This window comes from Streptomyces sp. NPDC024698, from assembly GCF_055559015.1.
Window position 1 is genome coordinate 79,718 of sequence record NZ_JBVHLK010000006.1, and the last position, 21,840, is coordinate 101,557.

The window sequence follows — 21,840 nt, forward strand, 5'->3', positions numbered from 1 at the left end:
AGCGCTTCGGGACCGACGGGGCGACGGGGGTGTATGCCGACCAGGAGGAGAAGAACCTTGTTCCGTGTCCGGCGCATAGGTGTGGCCGCTGCGGTGCTGATCGCAGCGGTCGCGGGATCGCCAGGATCGACCCAGGCACAACAGAACACAGCCGGTTCCGCGCGGTCCGCGCAGCCGGTTCCGGCCGCCGACGCCGACGGCGGGCTTCCCGCCGGGTGGAGCGTCACCGGCCGGGGAGCGGCGCGGCAACTGGTCTGGCGCGCGGACCGGCCGGTGCCCGTCAGCGACTCGGGGGTGGCCTTCTACTCCGGGGACAGGTTCCTCGGCCGCCCCGCCGGCACGGCGGACGGCCGCACCTTCCGGCTCACCCTCGGCCCGGCACCACTCGGCGGGCGGCCCGACCTCCAGGCGCGGACCGGTGAACGGCGCCTGGACGCGGCGGGCGCCGGACAGGACCGGCCCGCCGCGCCGGTCGGGCCCGGAGGACGGCCCGGTCTGTCGGCCGGATCGTCGGCCCGGTTACCGGTGAACGCGGTCGACCCCGGCAGACCGGGCTCCTACCGGACGGCCACCGGCGACTACGAGCTCCCCTCGGTCCGGCTGCCCGGCCTCGCCGAACCCGTGGAGATGCGCGCCGTGGTGGTCGCGCCCACGAACGCCCACGGACACCGGCCGCTGGTCCTGTTCCTGCACGGCCGCCACGCCACCTGTTACACCGGCCGCGGTCAGGACACCGGCGGCGAGTGGCCCTGCCGCGCGGGCGCCCGGTCCATCCCCAGCTACCGCGGATATCTCGCCGACCAGAGACTGCTCGCCTCCCAGGGATACGTGACGGTGTCCATCGCCGCCAACGGCGTCAACGGACAGGACTACGCGGCCGAGGACGGCGGCGCACAGGCCCGGTCCTCCCTCGTACGGCAGCACCTGGCCCGCTGGGCGGATTGGTCCGCGCACCCGGCCTCCGCGCCTCCGATCGTGCGGCGCACGGCCCCCGCCGACCTCGCACGGGTCCTGCTCGTCGGCCACTCGCGCGGCGGTGAGGGGGTGAACCGGGCCGCCATGGACAGTCTCTATCGTGCCCCCGCCGGCCAGGACGGCTACCGCGGCCCGGTGCGCTGGCACATCCGCGGCACCCTCCTCATCGGCCCCACCCTCTTCGGACAGAACCCCGCGCCCGACGTTCCCTCGGCCACGATCCTGCCCGGCTGCGACGGCGATGTGTCCGATCTCCAGGGCGAGATGTACGTGGACGCGACCCGCGGAGTCAGCCGCGGCGCCGCCCTGCACAGCGCCGTCTACATGGTCGGCGCCGACCACAACTTCTTCAACAGCGAATGGACACCGGGCCAGGCCCAGGCGCCCGCGGAGGACGACTTCTGGAGCGGGAACGCGCCCGACCGGGTGTGCTCCCCCGGCACCGCGACGAGGTTGACGGCCCGTCAGCAGCAGAAGGCGGGCGCGACCTACATCGCCGCGGCGGCGCGGCTGTTCGTCGCCGGTGACGACCGCGTACGGCCGCTGCTCGACGGTTCGGGCCGGCGCGCGCCCTCCGCCGGTCCCGCGCGGGTGCTCACCCACGCGGTCGGCGGGCGCCGCACCCCGGCGTTCCTGCCGGACGGGCGGGTGTCCGTCGACGGCGGCAAGCTGTGCCAGGAGGTGACCGAGGTCGTCTCCGCGGCCTGCCTCGGCTCCGCGGGGAGCGGCGTCTCGCCGCACTTCGCCTCGTGGGCGCCCTCGCCCGAGCCCGGCCGGCGTGCCGTGGCTCTGCGTTGGACGGCCGCCGGCACCCCGGTCCGGGTCCGGCCGGAGAGGCCTGTCCCGCTCGCCGGTTCCACGGCGCTGGCGATGCGCCTGATCGTTCCGCCGAACTCCAGGGGCACCCGGTTCGACATCGGGCTGACCGACACCTCCGGCCGGCGGGCGTCCCTGGGGCGGATCCGCGTGGACGGCCTGCCCGGGACCGACCGCACCGCCTCCTACTGGGGCCAGGAGGTCAGGCTGCCGCTGGCCGCCGCCCGCCGCGCGGGAGTCGATCTGCGCCGGGTGAAGTCCCTGGAGATCGTCCCGCGCACCGGCTCGGGGAAGGCGTGGCTCATCGACTCATGGGGATGGCGCGCCGGAACCCCCGTGGTCCGGGCCGCGTACCTGGCCCGCGTCGACATCGGCCGGACGACCGTCGCCGAGGGCGACACGGGCGTGCGGACCTACCACGTCCCGGTGACGGTCACCGGGCACGGGAGCGGCACGGTCCGGCTGTTCGTCGCCGATCCGGACACGGGTCGGACCACCACGCGCGAGGTGACCGTACGGCCCGGCGGCCCGGCGCCCGTGGTGCCGATCGAGGTCAGGGGCAACACGCGTTACGGCTACGACGTGTCCCACGACGTCTTCGTGAAGGCGGTCCACGGCACCGTGACCGGTGCCTACCGGGGCGGTGTCACCGCGCGGAACGACGATCCGGCGCCCACCGTCGAGGTGACCCCGGCGGCCGCCGACGCCACCGAGGGCGGGAACCTGACCTGGCGGGTGTCGCTCTCCGCGGCGGCCGACGTGGAGATCTCGGCCGACGTCGTCGTCCTGCCCGTCACCTCCGGCGTCGAACTGTCCACCACCGACGTCGATTCCCACTGGCTGGCCACGTACTCCGCGGAGACGCCCCTGCCGTCGCGACCGCTGTCCCGGCTGCGCGGACTCTTCCTGTACGCCGACATCCCGCCCGGCCGGACGAGCGCCGGGATCACCGTTCCGACCGCGAGGGACACCCTGACCGAGCCCGCGGAGACGGTACGGCTGCGGCTGCGTTTCTACGACGACCGCACCGGCACGCGGCACGACGGCCCGGAGTTCACGGGCACGGTGCACGACCCGGTGTGACCTCGGCCGACCCGCGCGCCCGCGCCGGTGGGCCGGCCCCGCTCGCCGAGCGGGGCCGGCCCACCGGCCTCGTTCGTCACGGGTGCCCGCGTCACGTTCGGTCAGGGTCCGGTGGCAGGGCGGAGGGGTTGTCCGTGATCTTGCCCCCTGAGGTGAACCGCGTCTGATCACCGCCGTGTTGGCAGTAGGCTCAACCTGCTGCGGCGCCCCGATGATCACTCATGCTCGGCAGGGCATCGAGCCGTGGCGATCGACGGAACACCAACGGCGTGAGGATGAAGCACAAGTGCTGATAGCGGGGCGGTATCGGCTCCAGACCACTCTCGGGCGGGGCGCGATGGGGGAGGTGTGGCGGGCCCACGACGAGATGATCGGCCGGTCCGTGGCCGTCAAGCTGCTTCTCTCCCAGGACGCCGACCCGACGGCCGCGGCCCGGTTCCGTCTGGAGGCCCAGACCGCGGGTCTGCTCAACCACCGTCACGTGGTGGGTGTCCTGGACTTCGGGGCGTACGACAACCGGCTGTTCCTCGTGATGGAACTGGTCGAGGGCGACAGCCTCGCCGGTGTCCTCGCCGGCGCCGGGACGCTCCCCGCCGACCGGGTCGCGCGGATCGCGGCCGAGGCCGCCGCGGGTCTGGCCGCCGCCCATCAGCAGGGCATCGTGCACCGGGACATCAAGCCCGGCAATCTGCTCCTGGACGCCGAGGGCAGTGTCAAGATCGGTGACTTCGGGATCGCCCGCTTCATGGACGATCCGGCGGGCGGTCTGACCGCGACCGGCCAGATCGTCGGCACCAGTCTGTACCTGGCCCCCGAGCGGGCCCTCGGCAAGACCGCCGGGCCGCCGTCCGACATGTACTCCCTGGGCTGCGTCCTGTATCAACTCCTCACCGGACGCCCGCCGTTCCAGGCGAAGAGCCCCGTCGCGGTCCTGCACCAGCACCTCGACTCCACCCCCACTCCGCCGCGGGAGCTCGGCGCCGATCTGCCGCCCGCCTTCGAGAACTACCTGCTCGGCCTGCTCGCGAAGCAGCCCGAGGACCGGCCCACCGCGCACCAGGCGGCCGCCTGGTACAGCTCGGGTGCCTGGCAGGGGCGCCCCGAGCCGCTCCCGGCCGCGATGCCGGAGCAGGGACGGCACCGACAGGACGTCAGGGCCGCGGGTCCGGCGACCACGTACGCCCTGCCGTCGGTGGTACGGGACACCGCGGGCGGCGGCCACCGTTCGCGCCGCCGTCAGCGCTCCGGGGCCGCCGAACTCCTCGCCGAGCGGCGAAGACTCGTGCAGGCGGCCGCCGGAGCCGTGGTCTTCCTGCTGGCCGTGCTCGTGGGCGTGGCGATGTTCTCGCCCGACAGCAGCTCCGCCGAGACCCCGGGGCCCGGTTCGACCGGCGGGGTGAACTCCTCCTCGCCCGCCGCCACGACCCCGGACGGCCCTCCCGCCGGCTCGTGAGGGCGGGCGGGTCGGACGGGTCGGAGGCGGTGACCCAGGGGCGGTCCCGGCGGTGGGGCCGCGAGCCCGGCCTCGGGTGCGTCGATTGGCGTAACTCCCCTGTGTTTGTGGGGAGTTCGCCCATCTGGCACATGTGAGACGTGGCGCTTTCGTGCCATCGGGCCGTTGTTCCCCGCGCAGGTCCGGGGCCGGTAGAAAACGCTCCATGACCTCCCGCATACCTCCCCGCCGAAGCAGCCGAGGCAGCCGAAGGCCGCTCGCGGCCGCGGCCGGCACCCTCGCGGTCCTGACGTCCCTGGCCTCGCCGCCCGGCCTCGCCGCGGCTGACACCTCCTCAGCCCCGGCGAAGGCGAGCCCCGTTGAGGCCACCGGATCCGGACAGCACACCGTCACCCTCCTCACCGGCGATGTCGTACGCGTCGACGGCCTCGCCGGAGACCGGCAGACCGCCGATGTGACCCGCCCGCCCGGCGCTCTCGGAGGCGTGCGCACCGAGACCGTGGGCGGCGACCTCTACGTCTACCCGGACGAAGTCCTGCCCTATCTGGCCGCGAACCGGCTGGACCGGCGGCTGTTCGACGTCACCGCCCTGATCGAGCAGGGTTACGACGACGCCCACAGCGACGGCATCCCCCTGATCCTGGGCTACGGCTCCAAGTCGGCACCCTCGGCGCGGGCCACGCCCGACGGAGCCACCCGGGTGCGCGACCTGCCCGCCATCCACGCGACCTCCGTGCGCACCGCCAAGAAGCAGGCCCGCAAGCTGTGGCGTTCCGTCGCCCCTGCGGCCTCCGCCACCGGTGCCTTCGCGCGGGCCCCGAAGGAGGGATCGGCGTCCGCCGCGCCCCGGCTCGGCGAGGGCCTGTCCAAGATCTGGCTGGACGGCCGGGTCAAGGCGACCCTGAAGGACAGCACCGCGCAGATCGGCGCGCCCGACGCCTGGGGCAAGGGTCTCGACGGCAAGGGCGTCAAGGTCGCCGTGCTGGACACCGGCGCCGATTCGCACCACCCGGACCTGGCGAGCCGGATCAGCGCGTCGCAGAGCTTCGTCCCCGGCGAGACCACCGAGGACGGCCACGGCCACGGCACCCACACCGCCTCCACCGTCGGTGGCAGCGGCGCCGCCTCCGACGGCGCCGAGAAGGGCGTCGCGCCCGGCGCCGACCTGATGATCGGCAAGGTGCTCTCCAACAGCGGCTGCGGCCAGGACTCCTGGATCATCGCCGGCATGGAGTGGGCCGTCGGGCACGGCGCCAGGGTCGTCAGCATGAGCCTGGGCTCCTCGGACCCGTCCGACGGCACCGACCCGATGAGCCAGACGGTCAACAAGCTCACCGAGGAGAGCGGCGCGCTCTTCGTGATCGCGGCCGGAAACTCCGGCAGCGAGGCGAGCATGGGCAGCCCCGGCGTCGCCGACGAGGCGCTGACCGTCGCCGCAGTGGACGCCAACGACAAGCGGGCGTCGTTCTCCTCCCAGGGCCCCCGCCTGAACGACTACGCCCTCAAGCCCGACATCTCCGCCCCCGGCGTCGCCACCGGCTGGTACCAGTCGATGAGCGGTACCTCCATGGCGACCCCGCATGTCGCGGGCGCCGCCGCGATCCTCGCCCAGGAGCACCCCGACTGGAAGGCGCGGCAGCTCAAGGACGCGCTGATGAGCACGTCCAAGCAACTGCCCAACTACACGACGTACCAGGTGGGTTCGGGGCGCGTCGACCTCTCCGCCGCGGTCACCGCGACCGGGTCGGCGTACTTCGGCATCGACTCCTGGCCGCACAGCGACAGCACGCCGGCCGACCGCACGGTGACCTACACCAACACAGGCGACACCGACGCCGTACTGAACCTGGCGCTGAACGCCTCCGTCGCGGGCGGCCCGTACGACACCGACCCGACCGCGGGCAAGGGCACCCCGGCCCCCGACGGGATGTTCACCCTCTCCGCCGACACCCTGACCGTGCCCGCGCACGGCACCGCGACGGTCACCGCGACCGCCAGGCCGAGCCTGGGCGCCGACGGCCGCCGCTACCTCGGCCAGATCACCGCCACGGACGGCTCCGGCGCCACGCTCACCCGCACCCAGATCGGCCTCTACCGGGAAGACACCCGCCACACCCTGCACATCACCCTGAAGGACCGCTCCGGCGACCCGGCCGCGGGCTGGGTCGAGATCCAGCGGCTCGGCAGCACCGAGGACCCGTACAACGTGACCCTCGACGACAGCGGCAAGCTCGACCTGCGCATGCGCGAGGGCACCTACAGCCTCCTGACCTACCAGGACGTGCCCGGCAGCCACGGCCCCGACTCGCTCGGCATGGCGCTGATGGGCGACCCCGAGGTCGTCCTCGACCAGGACCGGGACGTCGACCTCGACGCGAGCCGCACCCGCGAGGTCACCGCGGAGGTACCGCGCCGGACCGAGGACCGGGCCCTGTCCATGAACTGGTACCGCGCGGACGGCCAGGCGGCCAACTCCTACGGCGTGGGCGTCGTGGAGGTGCAGTACCTGCTCGCGTCCGCCTACGACAGCATGTTCGTGCTGCCCACCCGCGAGACGACCCAGGGCGCCTTCGAGTACGAGACCCGCTGGCGCAAGGCCCTGCCGCTGCTCACCGTCACCGACGACGGCAGGCCCGTCCGGGTCGCCGCCCAGGCCAACTCCGCGCGCTACGACGGACACAGGCGCCTGCGAGCGGTGTACGCGGGGACCGGCACCCCCGCCGAGTACGCAGGTCTTGACGTCAAGGGCAAGGTCGCGCTGGTGACCCGCACGGACGCGCTCACCGGCGCGCAGCGTGCGCAGGCGGCGGCCGACGCCGGGGCCGCGCTGCTGCTGGTCGTCAACGACCGGCCGGGCAAGCTGATCCAGTCCGTCGGCACCTCCGCCGACAGCGCCGTACCCGTGTTCTCCGTGACCGCCCGCGACGGCGCCTCACTGATCGCCGACGCGAGGCGCGGCCGGCTGCGGCTGGACGTCGAGGGCGTGCCCAACTCCCCTTACGTCTACGACCTGTCCGACCCGCACCCCGGCCGGATCCCGTCCACCGGGCTGACCTACCGTCCCCGCCCGTCCGAACTGGCCACGGTGGAGATGCGGTTCCACGGCGCCACGCCCACCCAGAGCGGCGAGTGGCGGTCCGGCTTCCGTCCGTACCGCAAGTACGGCTCCGGGTACCTGCTGCGCCAGGACATGCCCGCCGCCCGCACCGACTACGTCTCGGCGCAGGAGGGGACGCAGTGGGTGGAGACCTCGGGCACCGGGCCGGGGTTGCTGCTGTCGAGCCAGAGCACGCGCACCACGTACCAGCCCGGCTCGTTCCAGGTCCGCGACTGGTTCAAGCCGGTGACGCACCCCGCCAACGGAGGCACCTACTGGTGGTCGCAGCGCCAGAAGACCTCGCTCGCGTTCAACATCCAGCCGTGGTCCGACAGCGGTGACGGCCACGGCGGCGTCATCCAGACCAGTGGTCCGGCGACGACCAGTCTGAAGGTCTACCAGGACGGCACCCTGATCAAGACCGTCAACTCGTCGGCCACCACCATCACCCGGCCGCCGGCCACCCCCTCGGTCTACACCCTCGACCTGATCGCCGACCGTGACGCGGACATCTACCGCCTGTCCCCCCACACCCACACGGTGTGGCAGGTCAGGTCGGACCCGGTCACCGACCCGACGGTGATCGACCGGGTGGCGGTGCTCCAGATGGACTACGGCATGGACACGGACCTGGCGGGTGACGCTCGTGGCGGCCGCCAGACGCTCCGGCTCACCCCGCACCACCTCGCCGGCGCGGCCGGCGCCGGGACGATCCAGGGCGCGACGCTGTCGGTCTCCTACGACGACGGCGCGACCTGGACCCCGGTCGCGACCAAGGGCAGGTCCGGTACGTGGACGGCCCGCTACGAGGCCCCGCACCACGGCTATGTGTCGCTGAAGGCAGAGGGCTGGGACGACGCGGGCAACCGCGTCACCCAGGAGGTGATCCGCGCCTACGGTCTGAAGTGATCCCCGCGTGAGGAGGCCGTCGCCCCGAGCCGTCACGTCGCCCCGGCGACAGGCGGGGCGACGGCCTCCGCGGCCGTGAAGGCCCGCTTCCGGCCCCGCGGCGATCCGCCCCGGCGCCGGCCGGGCAACCAATACGGGCGTTCGGCCGTCCTTTGGTCAAGGATCCCGGACGGGAGGCGCCGATGGGCCTGGTGCGTGCACTGCTGCCGTTGTCGCGGGCGCTGGCTCGGCTCGGCCCCGGTCCGGGGCGGCTGCTGGGCGCAGCCCTGACCCGCTGCGTGGCTCCCCACTGGGTGCTGCTGCGGCCTGCCCCGCCGTGGCGCCGGCTGGCCTGGGCCGAGGAGGCGACGGCCGTCTACCGGGCGCTGGCCGGGACGCGGGGTGCCCGCCCCCGGGACCGCGACCTGCTGGCCCGCAGCCTCGTTCTGTACGCCTACACGCTGGTGCTCATGAACCGCTGTGAACAGGCCTGCATGGCGCTGGACGCGGCCTCGGCCGTACCGGGCGCCCGGTGGCCGCCGGCGCAGCGGGCCCTCGGGCTGCATCTCCGGGCGCAGGCACGGTTCGGCCTGGCACGGCTGGACGACGCGCTGGGCGCGGCGGGGGAGTGCGTGGCCGCCTACCGCCACCTCGTCCCCACCCGGCGGGACCGCACCCTGGGCGGTCTGCCGGGTGCGCTGCGCACCTACGCGCTGGTGCTGGCGGCCCTGCACCGCACGGAGGAGTCGGTGGCCGCCTACGAGGAGTGCGCCGCTCTGCTGCGGGACATGTCCGTGAGGGAGTTGAGCCACACGGTCCTCGTACGGGTCCGCGCGCTCTGTGAACTCACCTTCGGACTGGAAGCGTTGGGCCGGTACGAAGAGGCGCTGTCCGTAGGTCGGGAGGCCCGGGACGTGGCCGACCCGATCATGCTGCGCGTCGCGCCCGAGATCGTACGGCCGTTGAGGGTGAGGCTCTTCACCGACCTGGCCCGTTGCCTACAGGTGACCGGAGACCTGCAAGCGGCGCGTACCACCGCCGCGGAGGCCGTGGCCGAGGCCCGGACCCTGGCGGGCCGGGACAGGGCGACGGGTGAACCCCTGCTCATCGTGGCGATCGACCGCCTGGGCGACCAGCTCGGGGAACTCGGCGACCGTACGGCCGAGTTGACCGCTCGAAAGGAGGCGGCCGAGCTCTCCGCCGCCCTCGCCTCCGAACGGCCGGACGTCTACGACCCCCTCCTCGCCGTCTGTCTCGACCGGCTGGCCGACTGCCACAGGGCGGCGGGCGACCCTCATGGCGCGGTCCTGGCCGGTGAACGCGCCGTGGCCGCCCACCGGCGTGCGGCGGACCGTGAACCCGCGGCGCATGAGCCGCAACTCGCGCGCGTCCTCGCCGACTTGAGCCAGTCGCGGCTTGACGACGAGGACCCCTACGGCGCGGTCGTGGCCGCACGCGAGGCGGTCGCCCTCACCCGCCGTCTGGCCGAGTCCGACTGGTCGGCCCACCACGCCCTGACGGCCCGCCGTCTACGGGTGCTCGGCCGCGCCCTGCGCGGCGCGGGCGACCACGGGGCGGCCGTCGCCTGCTACACGGAGTCGGAGTCCATCCTCCTCGACGAGTCCACGGGGTCCGACGCCGGCCGGTACACGGCCTCCCTGGCCGCCGCGCGGCTCGGTCTCGCCCTCACGCTCGACGCCGAGGCCCGGGCGCGTCTGGCCGACGGCCGGGCCGACGACGCCGTGGCCGCGCTGCGCTCGCTGCTCGCGCTCACCCGCCGCACCGATCAGGGGAACGTCCACGGCCGCTGCGTCACCTCGTTCGCGGCCGCCCGCGCGGCGTACCCGGACACGGTCGTGCCCGCCTGGACCCGGGCGACCGGACAGGACTTCCCGACCTTCGTGTACCGATGGTCCGCGGCCGTGAGCGGGGAGCGACCGCCGGGCGCATCGCGGGACTGAAGCGGACCGCTCGTTCTTAAGTGCGGGTTAAACGCGTCTTAAGCAACGATGGGTGCGGCGGAGCTCTACAAGTACTCGCAGGTCACGGGGATTTGGGTGCGCGGGCGGCGGTTGGTCTCTCCGCGACTCGTGCGTAGCATCGGGGCCCACGGTGCCGCCCGGCGGTCGCGGAGAGCGCTCTCACCGTTGCGTTCTCCGCGCCAGGACGGCGAAGGCGGGTGCGGCAAAGGTGCCGCAGCCGGGCGGCTTCCGTCACGGGCGTGATCCCCGCCGGTTCCCCCCCCCCGAGCCTTGCCCGGCACCCACCCCCACCGCCTCGCCGAGGCACACAAGTACCAGGGAGTACACCGAACATGACGGCTCGTCATCAGCGGAACCTGACCCGTCGCAAGGCACTGTTCGCCCTCGGTGGCGCGGCCGTCGCGGCGCCCGCCGTCGCGGCGATCGCCCCGTACGCCATGGCCGGGCCGACGCCCGCCTCCACCAAGGCCGCCGCGGGCTCGCTCCCGCTGACGATCGTCAACAGCAGCGGTTCCTTCGGCAACGCGTCGGTGCACGTGTACATCGTCGGCACCCAGGGCGGAAAGCAGGTCCGCGTCACCCAGGACGGCAGGCTGGTGCCGGTCTCCCTCGCGGACAACGGCGCGGACGGGTTCACCGACTACGCGCTCACGCTGGCCAAGAGCGGGGAGACGAAGCTCAGGCTCCCGTTCATGTCGGGCCGCATCTATGTGTCGCTGGGCGCGAAACTGAAGTTCAAGGCGATCAAGGACGGCAACGGCGACGCGGCCCTCCAGTTCCCGGCCGGCTGGGTCAGGTCCGACCCCAGCTTCAGGGTCCTCCACGACTGCGCCGAGTTCACCTTCAACTCGGCCGGCATGTTCTGCAACACGACCATGGTCGACATGTTCAGCGTGCCCATGAACATCCGGCTGACCGGCGCCAAGCAGCAGACGACCGGCGCCGTCCGCACCGGTGGACGGGCCGCCGCGTTCGCCGCGATCAAGCGGAACGCGGACTTCGCGCCCCTCGTCGTCGACGGCCTCCGCATCATCGCCCCGGGCCACGGTCTGGACGCGGGCCTGTTCGCCAAGGACTACCTCGCCCCGTACATCGACCAGGTGTGGAGCACGTACACCGGCAAGAACCTGACCGTGAAGACCGACGCGGGCACGTTCACCGGCCGGGTGCGCGCGGGAAGGTTCGGCTTCTCGGGGCCCGCCTCCGTCTCCTTCGCCAAGCCCTCCACGCGTGACGTCCTCTTCTGCGACGGGACCCTCGCCGCGCCCAACGACGGCACCACCGGACCGGTGGCCGCGGTGCTCGGTGCCGGGTTCAACCGCTCCACCCTGCTCAGCAACCCGGCGCAGCCGACCGCCAGGGCTGCGGACTTCTACCGGACCAAGCTCACCAACCACTACGCCCGGGCCGTTCACGCGGCCACCAAGGACGGCAAGGCCTACGGCTTCGCCTTCGACGACGTCGCCGACTTCGCCTCCTTCATCCAGGACACCGCCCCCACGGCGATGCGTCTGACCCTGTCGCCCTTCTAGGACCCCGGTGCCCCGCCCGTCCGGACCGCGGAACGGTGAGCCGCGCCGCGCTCCGGTCGCGCGTTGCCGCTGAGCGAATAGGGTGGAACTCTGGCAAAACGGAATGTTTAGGTGGTCAACGGTCTACGGAAGTGTCATGGGTGCATCCTTGGGAGGACCTGGCCGACCGGACCCGGAACTGGACAAGGCCGTTCTCGGGGCGCTCTTCACCGAGTCGACCGTGGGGCTGCACGTCTTCGACACGCGGCTTCGTCTGGTGCGCTTCAACACGGCAGCCCGCTTCGTCAAGGCCTTCGCCCTGGAAGAGGCCCTGGGGCGCCACCCCAGGGAGTGGGCCGGTGACTTCTACGCCGGGAACTACGAGTCGATCATGGCTCAGGTGCTGGACACGGGCGTGCCGGCGCTCGACGTCGAGGTACGCGGCCATCTGAAACCCGACCAGCCCGAACTCGTACTGTCGCTCTCCTGCTTCCGCCTGGAGGACTCGGCCGGGGGCGTTCTGGGGCTCGCGACGGCGGTCGTGGACATCACGGAAAGGACCCGGGCGGCGGCGCGTCTGGCGCTGCTGGAGCGGGCGGGCGGACGCATCGGCACGACGCTGGACATCTTCCGCACGGCTCAGGAGTTCGCCGACGAGTTGGTTCCCGCGCTGGCCGACACCGTGGTGGTCGAGGCGCTGGACTCCGTCCTGCGGGGCGAGGTCGGTGAGCCGGGCACCGTCCTGGAGTACGGGGCGCTGCGGTGTACGAGCCGCCGCTCCGCGGCCCACGACGCCGAGCGGTACCTGCCCTCCATCGGCGAGGCGGTCGGCCTCGCCGCCGCGACACCCTTCGCGCAGTGCCTCTCCGACCTCCGGCCGCGCATCGTGGAGCGGTTGAGCCCGGACGCGGACTGGCTGGTGCGGGAGCCGGTGCGCGGGCGGCGTCTGATCGAGGCCGGGGCGCACTCACTGCTCGTGCTGCCGCTCGTCGCGCGCGGATCCGTGATCGGGGTGGCCCACTGCTACCGCCACCGGACGGCACACCCCTTCGACCAGGGCGAGCTCGCCCTCGCCTCCGAACTTGCCGATCGCGTGGCCCTGTGCCTGGACAACGCCCGGCTGTACGCCAGGGAACGGTCGGCCGCCCGCATCCTCCAGCTCAGTCTGCGCCCGGCCCGGGTCCTTGGACACGGAGCGGTGGAGACCGCCTACAGCTACTGCCCGCTCGGCGCGGGCGGCGACTGGTTCGACGTGATCCCGCTGTCCGGGGCGCGGGTGGCCCTGGTGGCCGGTGACACCGTGGGCCGGGGCCTGGAGGCCGCCGCCACCATGGGCGAGGTGCGGGCCGCGATCAGCGCGCTGGCCGTCCTCGACCTGGCCCCGGAGGAGGTCCTGGAGCGTCTGCACGACCTCGTGACCAGGCTGCACGGCGAGCGGCCGCGGCCCCCGGACACCCCGGCGGACGACGAGCGCCGGGACACCACGTGCCTCTACCTCGTCTACAGCCCCGTCACCCGCCGCTGCGCCGTCGCGAGCGCCGGGCATCCGCCCCCGGTGCTCGCCCTGCCCGACGGGAGCGTCGAGTACGCCGTCACCCCCGCAGGGCCGCCGCTGGGCCGGGGCCTGGCGAAGTACGACACCGCCGAGTTCGAGGTCCCCGAGAGCAGCGTCCTCCTGCTGTCCAACACCGCCCTGCTGCGTGCGTTGTCCGACGATCCGCAGGAGCAACTGGGCCGTGTCAGAGACGCGTTGCAGCCCATGGGCCGGCCGCTCCAGGAGATCTGCGACGAGGTCCTCTACAAGCTGACACCGGAACAGATGGACAACGACGCCGTCCTGCTGCTGGCGCGCACCCGCGGCCTGGGCCCCGACCAGGTCGCCTCCTGGACGCTGCCCAACCATCCCGCGTCCGTCTCCGAGGCCCGCGCCCGCACCGAGCGCGCGCTGGAGGCGTGGGGTCTGGAGCGGCAGGCCTTCACCGTCACCCTGGTGGTCAGCGAACTCGTCACCAACGCGGTCCGGTACTCGGAGGGTCCCATCGACGTGCGGCTGATCCTCGACGGCTCCGTCCTCGTCTGCGAGGTGACCGACGACAGCAGCACCGTGCCGCACCTCCGGCACGCCGAAGAGGTCGACGAGGGCGGCCGAGGCCTCTATCTCACCTGGCAGGTCAGCAGACGCTGGGGGACCCGGCCCGAGACCCGCGGGAAGACGATCTGGGCGGAGGTCGCACTCTCCGAGGCCGAGGACGACTGAGCGCGCGGCGGGCCCGCCACGCCCCGGGGTGACGCGGCGGTCCCGCCCCGCCCCAGGTGACGGCGGCCGGCCGGCCGGACGGTCACCCGCCCGGATGCGCCCGCCGACCGTGTCGTCGGGCCGGGTCCGCAGGACCGTCCGTTACGCTCGCAGCGCCAGACCGGGCCCGAGGTGCGGAGGACACGACGGCGGGGATCAATCGCGAGCGCCTCGTCAGAACGCTGACGTTCTGGCTGCGTCCCGCGTTCGCGCTGCGCGTCCTGAACCGGTTCCAGAAGATCGTGGGCTTCGACCGCTCGATGGCCCTCGCCTCCAGCGCGCTCACCGCGCTCATCCCGCTCACGATCCTCATCGGCGCCCTGCTGAGCAGCTTCTCCGACTACGACGCGGCCGACCGGATCGTCCAGCGCTACGGCCTCACCGGACAGGGCGCCGAGGCGGTCAAGTCGCTCCTGGACCCCGCGGAGAGCGCCAGCGCGAGTGTGGGTGTCTTCGGGAGCCTGTTCCTGATCATCTCCGTGCTGAGTTTCGCGCGTGCCTCGCAGCGGCTGTTCGAGCAGACGTGGGAACTGGCCCCGCTGAGCGTCCGCAACACCAGGAACGGTCTGTGGTGGATCGTCGGGCTCGGCGGCTACGCGATCGTCACCGGGTGGCTCCACGCGCTGCTCGGGGGAAGCAAGCTCGGGGTGGTGGCCTCGGCGTGCGAGATCCCGGTCAGCGTGGCCTTCCTGGTCTGGAGCGGCTGGGCGCTGTCCGCGAAGCGGATCTCCTGGCGCGACCTGCTGCCCTTCGGCGTCACGGCGGCCGTGCTGACGGCGCTCTACTCGGTGGGCGCGTCCGTCTATCTGCCCCGGCTCTTCAACTCCTACGCCGGACGCTACGGGGCGATCGGCGCCGTCTTCGCGATGATCTCGGCGCTGTTCGCCGCGATGTTCGTGATGGTCGCCTCGGCGGCCCTCGGACGCGAGATGCGCGACGAACTCGACCGGATCCGCGCGGGCGACCGGCCCTCGGACGACGAGATCCGCCGCGAGTGGGACAGCGTGGTCGAACAGGCGCGTTCGCGCTGGCGCACCACCCGGGAACAGGTCTCCTCCCGCCGCCGCTCGAAGGACGCGAAGAAGCGGTAGCGCTGTCTCGCGCGGGCGGCAAACGGCGCTGTTTCGCGCGGGGGACCAGAGGGGCTACTTCGCGCGGGCGACGAGCAGGGCCACGTCGTCGTGGTCGTCGGAGTTGCGCAGACCGTACAGGAGCAGGTCGCAGATCTCCTCCAGCGGCCTGCTCCCCTCGTCGAGGAACGAGAGCATGAGGTTCAGCCGCTCGTCGATCGGATGCAGCCGGGTCTCGACGAGACCGTCGGTGTAGAGGACCAGCAGATCGCCCGGGTTGAGTTCGACCATGGTGGTCTCGAAGGCGATGCCACCGACGCCGAGGGGGGCGCCCGAGGGGAGATCCAGCAGGGTGGGGGCGGCGCCGTCACGGACCAGCGCGGGCGGCATGTGGCCGGCATTGGCGATGAGGCACTGTCTGCTGTGCGGGTCGTACACGGCGTACAGGCACGTCACGATGTAGTGCTCCAGATCGCACGTGATCTTGTCGAGATGGTGCAACACCTGGCCCGGGTCGAGATCGAGGTCGGCGTAGGCGCAGGTCGCGGTGCGCAGCCGGCCCATCGTGGCGGCGGCGTCGATGCCGTTGCCCATGACGTCGCCCACGACCAGCGCGGTCCGGTCGTCGGCCAGCGGGATCACGTCGTACCAGTCGCCGCCGACCTCGCTGGTGGACTGGGCCGGCTGGTAGCGGGACGCGACCTCCAGACCGGTCAGGTGCGGGGGATGCTCGGGCAGCAGGCTGCGCTGGAGCGTGACGGCGGTGTTGCGCACGCTCTGGAACCAGCGGGCGTTGTCGATGGCCACGGCGGCACGGGTGGCCAGCTCACCGGCGAGGACCACGTCGTCGTCGTCGAAGGGGAGCGGATTGCGGGTGCGCTTGAGATCGAGCGCGCCGAGCACCTCACCGTGCGCGATCAGCGGCACCGCGAGATACGAGTGGACGCCGGCCTGCGCCAGAAGGGCCGTGCCCTCGGCGTCGCGGGCGATACGCGGCAGATCGCGTTCGCCGACGTGCCGCACGAGGACCGGCCGGCCGGTGTGGACGCACAGGGTCACCAGACGGTCGCCGTCGTAGGAGGCCAGGTCACCGGGAGGGTCGGCCGCGCGCAGGGCCACGGTGGGGTGCGACGCCTTGAGCGCGAGGGCGCGGAAGAACTCCGGGCCGTTGTCCGGCTGGCGCCTGGGGCGGCAGGCCAGGACGGAGTCGAGGACGTCCACCGCGACCACGTCGGCCAGTTCGGGTGCGGCGATGTCGGCCAGTTCACGCGCGGTCTGCTCCACCTCCAGGGTGGTGCCGACCCGGGTCGAGGCGCTGGCGACGAGCGCGAGACGGCGCCGCGCGCGGTCGGCCTCGGCCGCAGCCCGATGGCGTTCGGTGACGTCGACGACCGAGGCGGCCGCGCCGAGGACCCGCCCGCCCGGGTCCTCCAGCCGGTAGAAGGACAGGGACCACGCGTGTTCGTGTTCGGGATCGGCGGGCGGACGGCCCACGTGGTACTGGTCGAGCAAGGGTGTGCCGGTGGTGAGCACCTGCCGCAGTGCCGACTCGACGGTGTCCACGTCGGGGAACGGCAGCGTCTCGCGCAGATGTCTGCCGACATGGTCCTCGGCGGGAATGCCGTCGATCCGTTCCAGCGCCGGGTTGACCATGAGATAGCGCAGGTCGGGATCCATCAGGGCCAGCCCGATGGGTGACTGGTTGATCAGCTGCTCGCACAGGGCCAGATCGGTCTCCACGCGCTGGAGCAGGGTGTGGTCGGCGGCGATGCCCAGGGCGTAGACGTCCCCGTGGTCGTCCAGGAGCCGCATGTTGCGGAACTCCATGAGACGGGTGCTGCCGTCCTTGTGGCGGATGGGGAACGCGCCCGCCCAACTGCGCCCCGTCTCCAGGACGTCGGCGAACAGCTCGCTGACGGACTGGAGGTGCTCCGGGTGGATGATCAGACGTGCCGCGTACTTGCCGAGGGCCTCCTCCGCCGTGTATCCGATGAGCTCCTCGGCCTGCGGGGTCCAGAACACGATGCGTCCGTCGGAGTCGAGGACCAGCGCGCCCACACGCAGCACGTCCAGCAGACCGGTCGGCCGGATCGCTCGGGGTTCCTGGCTGCCCGCACCGTCGAACTGCGTGGACTCGGCTGTCATACCTGGCCCTCCTCCACCGGCCGGCGCGGTGTGCCGGGCTCCGTGGCCGCCGCCGGGCATCTGGGTGCCGACCCCGGCCCTTCCATGCTGCGCCCTGGCCACGGGCTTGCCCACTCCAGAAGCCCCCTTTGGCATGTCCAAGTCCAAGGGAGGGGTGTGTGCCACCGTCCCGGGGTGGTGATCGTCCGCCGGGCCTGCACATCGGGCGGACAAGCAGGAACATGGTCCTGTAGAGGATGAGAGCTTCATGGCTGCTGCTCAGGAAGGTTCCGACGCGCCCGTGTCCGAAGGGCCGGGCGATCCCCTCGACGCGTCCACCGACGCCGTGGCCGTCGTCTCGGCCGACGGGGTGGTGATCGGCTGGACCAGGGGCGCCGAGGAGCTTCTCGGCCACCCCGCGGCCGAGACGGTCGGCTCCCCGGCCGCCCGGCTGCTCGCCCTGCCCAGGGACCCCTCACGGGTGGCCGCGGTCGCGGAGCGCTGCCGCGGCGGCATGGGCTGGAGCGGTCGCGTTCCCCTGCTGCACCGCGACGGCCGGCGCGTCGAGGTGGACCTGCGCGTCTCCGCCTCCTTCGGCATGGGCGGGAGCGAGTGCTTCCTGATCTCGGCACGGGACCGCAGACGGCACTGGACGGTGGGCCCGTCCTTCCTCGACGGCTTCCTGACCCGCTCGCCCGTGGGCATGGCGGTGCTCGACCTCCAGCTGCGCTACGTCTGGATGAACGACACCCTGGAGCACCTCGGCGGTGTGCCCCGCGGGCAGCGGCTCGGACGCCGGCTGACCGAACTGTTGCCGGGGCTCCAGGCGGAGACCATCGAGGGACTGATGCGCAAGGTCCTGGCGACCGGCGAACCGATGATCGACTACGAGTACCTGGGCTGGAGCTGGGCCGACCCCCACCGCCGGCACGCCTACTCCTCCTCCTTCTTCCCGCTGCTCGGCGTCGACGGTTCCTACACCGGCGTGTGCTACATGGTCCTGGACGTCACCGAACGCTGGAACGCCCGGCAGCTCCTGTCGCTGGTCAACGAGGCCGGGACCACCATCGGCGGGACCCTCGACGTCATGCGCACCGCACAGGAGATCGCCGACTTCGCCGTCCCGCGGTTCGCGGACTTCGTCATCGTCGACCTCCTGGAGTCCGTCCTCAGCACCGAAGGACACGGGGCCTGGCTGTCCGACGCGGGACCGGCGCCCGCCAAGCCGCTCATGCGGCGCGCCGGGATGAGCTCCGTACGGGAGGGATGCCCGGAGGCCGTGGCCCGGATCGGCGACCGGGCGGACTTCCTCCCGCCGCCCCACGACGTGCTGCTGCTCACCAGCGGCGAGCCGGTCCTGATCCCGGTCCTCGACCCGGACGACGACCTGTGGATCGCCGAGGAGCCCGCGCGAGCGGCCAGCATCCGCAGATACGGACTCCACTCCCTCATCTCCGTGCCGATGCGGGCGCGCAACACCGCCCTAGGACTCACCACGTTCCTCCGCTCGCTCAACCCGGTCTCCTTCCAGCCCGACGACGTGCTGCTCGCCCGCGAGGTGGTGGCGCGCGCGGCGCTGTGCGTCGACAACGCCCGCCGCTACACCCGCGAACACACGGCGGCCGTCACCCTCCAGCGCAGTCTGCTGCCCCACGCGCTGTCGGGCGGGACGGCCCTTGAGGTGGCCTCCTCGTATCTGCCCGCGGACCCCAGCGGCGGGGTCGGCGGCGACTGGTTCGACGTCATCCCGCTCTCCGGAGCCCGGGTGGGCCTGGTCGTCGGCGACGTGGTCGGCCACGGCATCACGGCGGCGGCCACCATGGGCCGGCTGCGCACCGCGGTGCAGACCCTCGCCGACATGGAGCTGCCCCCCGACGAACTGCTGGCACACCTCGACGACCTCGTGCTCAGGCTCAGCGAGGAGCGCACCCAGGAACAGCGCGTCGACGGAAGCGTCACGGACCAGGAGGCCGCCCGGCGCACCACGGACCAGGAGGCCGCCCGCAGCACCACCGCGTCCTTCCTCGGCGCGACCTGCCTCTACGCCGTCTACGATCCCGTCACCAGGCGCTGCACGATGGCCCGGGCCGGACACCCGCCCCCCGTGCTCGTCGCCCCCGACGGCCGCTTCTCCTATCCGGAACTGCCCGCGGGTCCTCCGCTCGGCCTCGGCGGGATGTCCTTCGAGAGCCGGGAGGTCGAACTCCAGGAGAACACCCTCATCGGCCTCTACACCGACGGCCTCGTGGCCGGAGCGCACTACGACATGGAGCTCGGCATGACCCAGCTCGGTGAGCTGCTCGCCCGGCCCGACCCCGATCTCGAAGGGCTGTGCTCGGCCGCCGTACGGCAGCTCGTGCCCGTTCCGCAGCCCGACGACATCGCCCTGCTCCTGGCCCGCACCCACAGCCTGGGCGACGAGCACGTCCTGTCCTGGGAGGTGCCGGTGGACCCGGCCGCCGTGTCCGAGCTGCGCGCCCGCGCCACGAGCGCCGTGGAGGCGTGGGGACTCGGGGAACTGACCATGACCACCGAGCTCATCGTGAGCGAACTCGTCACCAACGCGATCCGCTACGCCGTACCGCCCATCCGGCTGCGCCTCCTCTGCGACACCCGGCTGACCTGCGAGGTCTCCGACGCCAGCAGTACCGCCCCACGGCTCAGACACGCCCGGAGCACGGACGAGGGCGGCCGGGGCCTGTTCCTGGTGGCACAGCTCGCCCATCGCTGGGGCGCCCGCTACACGGCGGAGGGAAAGATCATCTGGGCGGAGCAGGAGATCCCTTGAGGGTCAGCCGTCCTCGGCGCGGCACCAGGTGCGGTACGCGGCGACCGCCGTGGGCAGCGTGGGAAAGATCCGGTCCTCCCCGACGGACTCGCTCAGCCCGTAGGCGTCCAGATCGTCGCGCAGATCCTGCTTGACCCGGGCCATCGCGAACTCCACGCCGCGCTCGCCCAGTTCGCGGCGCAGCTGGTCCAGTGAGTCCAGGGCGGTGATGTCCACCTCGACATTGGCCTCCGCGTTCAGCACGAACCACCGGACGGGGACCTCCTGTTCGGCCACCGCGTCCAGCGCGCTGCGCCGGAAGTCCTCCGCGTTGGCGAAGAACAGCGGGGAGTCGTAGCGGTAGACCAGCAGTCCGGGGATCACCCGGGCGTCCGGGAAGTCGTCGACGTCGTGCATGCCCGCGAGGCCGGGCACCAGACCCTGCACCGCGTCGTGCGGGCGGGCCACCCGGCTCAGCAGCTCGGCGACCGAGAGACCCACGGCCACCAGCACCCCGTAGAGGATGTCGAGGGCGAGGACGCCGACGAGACAGCCGACGGCCAGCAGGAGTTCGCGGAGCCGGAAGGACGCCAGGCGCCGGAAGCCGGCCAGGTCGATCATCCGGATCGCCGCGTAGACGACCAGCGCGCCGAGGACGGCCGAGGGCGTGTCGGTGAGCAGGGGACTCAGGAACAGCAGGACGGCCAGTACGGAGACTCCGGCCGTGAGCCCGTACGCCTGGGTGCGCGCGCCCGTGGACTGCGCGAGTGCCGTGCGGCTGGCGCTGCTGCTCACCGGGAACCCCTGAAGGGTGCCCGCGCCGAGGTTCGCCGCGCCCAGGGCCAGCAGCTCCTGGTTCGCGTCCATCGCCGTACCGCCGTCCTCGGCCGTGAAGGCGCGCGCGGTCAGGATGAAGTCGGTGTAGCCCACGAGCAGGACACCGACCGCGGGCAGCAGCAGCTGGGGCAGGGTGTCGAGCGGCGGGAAGTCCGGGCGGGGGAGTCCGGCCGGGATCTGCCCGATCACCGCGAGGCCGTGGTCCTGGAGGTCGAAGGCCGCCACCACGGCCGTCCCCGCGACCAGGACGAGCAGCGGTCCCGGGACACGCCAGCGAAAGCGCGTGGCCAGGTACAGGACGACCAGGGTCGCCGCGCTGAAGGTCAGCGTGGCGGGATGGATCTCGTCCAGGTTGCCGAGGAAGGAGGCCAGCTTCGGGAAGAACCCCGAACCGTCCGTCGGCACCCCGGTGAGCTTCGTGAGCTGATCCACCATCATGATCAGGGCCACGCCCGCCAGATAGCCGATCAGCACGGGCCGGGAGAGCAGATCGGCCACGAAGCCCAGCCGGGCCGCCCACGCCACCAGACACATCAGCCCGACGGCGACGGCGAGCGCCGAGGCCAGCACCGCGTACCGCTTCGGATCCCCGTCCGCGAGCGGCCCCACGACCGTCGCGGTCATCAGCGCCGTCGTCGACTCGGGCCCCACCGACAGGAGCCGCGACGAACCCAGGAGGGCGTACAGCACGATGGCGGGCAGGATCGCCCACAGACCCACCACCGGCGGCAGCCCGGCGACGCTGGCGTACGCCATGACCTGCGGCACCAGATAGGCGGCCACCGTCACCCCGGCCAGCAGGTCGCCGCGCAGCCAGCTCCGTCGGTAGTGCCTGAGCACCGGGAGTCCGGGCAGCGCCGGCACGGGGAAGCGCCATCCTCCGCCCGGGGTGCCGTGGTGCTTCGACACGGGCCAGTCCTTCGGATCGTGCCGGCGGGCTC

General features: G+C 72.7%; 10 protein-coding genes. 8 read left to right on the forward strand and 2 right to left on the reverse strand.

What is annotated here, in order from left to right:
* Positions 1-57: 57 nt before the first annotated feature.
* The 7 genes from ACZ4AA_RS16000 (at position 58) to ACZ4AA_RS16030 (ending at position 15,192) form a co-directional block, all read left to right on the forward strand.
* On the forward strand, positions 58-2,874 hold the full coding sequence (locus tag ACZ4AA_RS16000; protein WP_467601532.1) for an alpha/beta hydrolase family protein: 2,817 nt from the start codon (positions 58-60) through the stop codon (positions 2,872-2,874).
* Positions 2,875-3,160: 286 nt separating this feature from the next.
* Entirely contained in the window at positions 3,161-4,327 is a 1,167-nt protein-coding gene (locus tag ACZ4AA_RS16005; RefSeq protein ID WP_467601534.1) for a serine/threonine-protein kinase, read from the forward strand.
* Positions 4,328-4,532: 205 nt separating this feature from the next.
* A complete protein-coding gene (locus ACZ4AA_RS16010; protein ID WP_467601536.1) occupies positions 4,533-8,333 on the forward strand; it encodes a S8 family serine peptidase in 3,801 nt (1,266 codons plus the stop codon).
* Positions 8,334-8,515: 182 nt separating this feature from the next.
* Positions 8,516-10,273: a hypothetical protein gene (locus ACZ4AA_RS16015; protein WP_467601538.1), complete on the forward strand. Its 1,758-nt coding sequence runs from the start codon at positions 8,516-8,518 to the stop codon at positions 10,271-10,273.
* Between the two features lie 353 nt (positions 10,274-10,626).
* Positions 10,627-11,826 carry a beta-1,3-glucanase family protein gene (locus tag ACZ4AA_RS16020; protein ID WP_467601540.1) on the forward strand — a complete coding sequence of 400 codons (1,200 nt, stop codon included), beginning with the start codon at positions 10,627-10,629 and terminating at the stop codon, positions 11,824-11,826.
* Positions 11,827-11,962: 136 nt separating this feature from the next.
* A complete protein-coding gene (locus ACZ4AA_RS16025; RefSeq protein ID WP_467601542.1) occupies positions 11,963-14,062 on the forward strand; it encodes a SpoIIE family protein phosphatase in 2,100 nt (699 codons plus the stop codon).
* Positions 14,063-14,343: 281 nt separating this feature from the next.
* A complete protein-coding gene (locus tag ACZ4AA_RS16030) occupies positions 14,344-15,192 on the forward strand; it encodes a YhjD/YihY/BrkB family envelope integrity protein (RefSeq protein WP_467601544.1) in 849 nt (282 codons plus the stop codon).
* 54 nt (positions 15,193-15,246) lie between these two features.
* Here the strand turns inward: ACZ4AA_RS16030 and ACZ4AA_RS16035 are convergent, their stop codons facing one another.
* Positions 15,247-17,316 (reverse strand): SpoIIE family protein phosphatase, encoded by a 2,070-nt coding sequence (locus tag ACZ4AA_RS16035; RefSeq protein WP_467601546.1) that lies wholly within the window; start codon positions 17,314-17,316, stop codon positions 15,247-15,249.
* Between the two features lie 247 nt (positions 17,317-17,563).
* Here ACZ4AA_RS16035 and ACZ4AA_RS16040 point away from each other — a divergent pair, with 247 nt between their 5' ends.
* On the forward strand, positions 17,564-20,083 hold the full coding sequence (locus ACZ4AA_RS16040) for a SpoIIE family protein phosphatase (RefSeq protein ID WP_467601548.1): 2,520 nt from the start codon (positions 17,564-17,566) through the stop codon (positions 20,081-20,083).
* Positions 20,084-20,086: 3 nt separating this feature from the next.
* Here ACZ4AA_RS16040 and ACZ4AA_RS16045 read toward each other — a convergent pair whose 3' ends face one another.
* The gene (locus ACZ4AA_RS16045) at positions 20,087-21,808 is read right to left on the reverse strand and encodes a SulP family inorganic anion transporter (protein WP_467601550.1); all 1,722 of its coding nucleotides are present in this window, start codon (positions 21,806-21,808) and stop codon (positions 20,087-20,089) included.
* Between the last annotated feature and the right edge of the window lie 32 nt (positions 21,809-21,840).